This is a genomic window from Microcystis sp. T1-4 (assembly GCF_000297435.1).
In the GTDB taxonomy this organism is placed as follows: Bacteria; Cyanobacteriota; Cyanobacteriia; order Cyanobacteriales; family Microcystaceae; genus Microcystis.
This window is the reverse complement of sequence record NZ_CAIP01000366.1, coordinates 1-947: the sequence shown is the minus strand read 5'-3', so window position 1 is coordinate 947 and position 947 is coordinate 1. Positions and strand designations below refer to the sequence as shown.

Here is a 947-nt window from a genome sequence, read left to right as displayed (position 1 = left end):
GATAATAAACAGGGTTTTATTGATTTACTCTGGAAAGGAACGATTTTAGTTGAGCATAAATCGAAGGGGAAAGATTTAGAAAAAGCCACACAACAGGCTAAGGATTATTTTCCCAATTTAAAGGAACATGAGTTACCGCGTTATATTTTAGTCTCGGATTTTCAACGGTTTAAATTATATGATTTAGATTCAGGCAATCAATGGGAATTTGAATTAAGTAATTTTGTTGATAATGTTCATTTATTTGATTTTATTGCTGGTTACGAAAAGCGAGTTTATAAAGACGAAGATCCCGTCAATATTCAAGCAGCCGAGTTAATGGGAAAACTTCATGATTGCCTCAAAGAAATTGGTTATATGGGGCATGATTTAGAAGTTTATCTAGTGCGTTTATTATTTTGTTTATTTGCCGATGATACGGGTATTTTTAATAAGGGTATTTTCTGGGAATATATTGATTTACATACCAAAGAAGATGGCAGTGATTTGGCGATGCACATTGATGCTATTTTTCAGGTTTTGAATACACCAGAAGAAAAAAGATTAAAAAATCTCGATGAGAATTTAACTCAATTTCCCTACATAAATGGCAAGTTATTCGAGGAGTCATTACCCTTAGCGGCTTTTGATAGCAAGATGCGAGTCATGTTATTAGAAGCTTGTGCTTTTGATTGGGGAAAAATTTCCCCTGCTATTTTTGGCTCTATGTTTCAAGCGGTAATGAATCCAAAAGAGCGACGCAATTTAGGGGCGCATTATACCTCCGAGAAGAACATTCAAAAGGTGATTAAACCGTTATTTTTAGATGATTTATCCAGAGAATTTGAGAAGGTTAAAGGCAATCGCAATAAATTACTAGAATTTCAGAAAAAGATTGCTAATTTATATTTTCTTGATCCTGCCTGTGGTTGCGGCAACTTTTTAATTATTACCTATCGGGAGTTACG

General features: G+C 34.1%; 1 protein-coding gene. It reads left to right on the top strand.

Annotated features, from left to right (window positions below; translation table 11 throughout):
- Positions 1 to 947, top strand: a 947-nt coding sequence (locus MICAI_RS17310) for a type IIL restriction-modification enzyme MmeI (RefSeq protein WP_039900461.1), incomplete at both ends; no start/stop codon positions are given.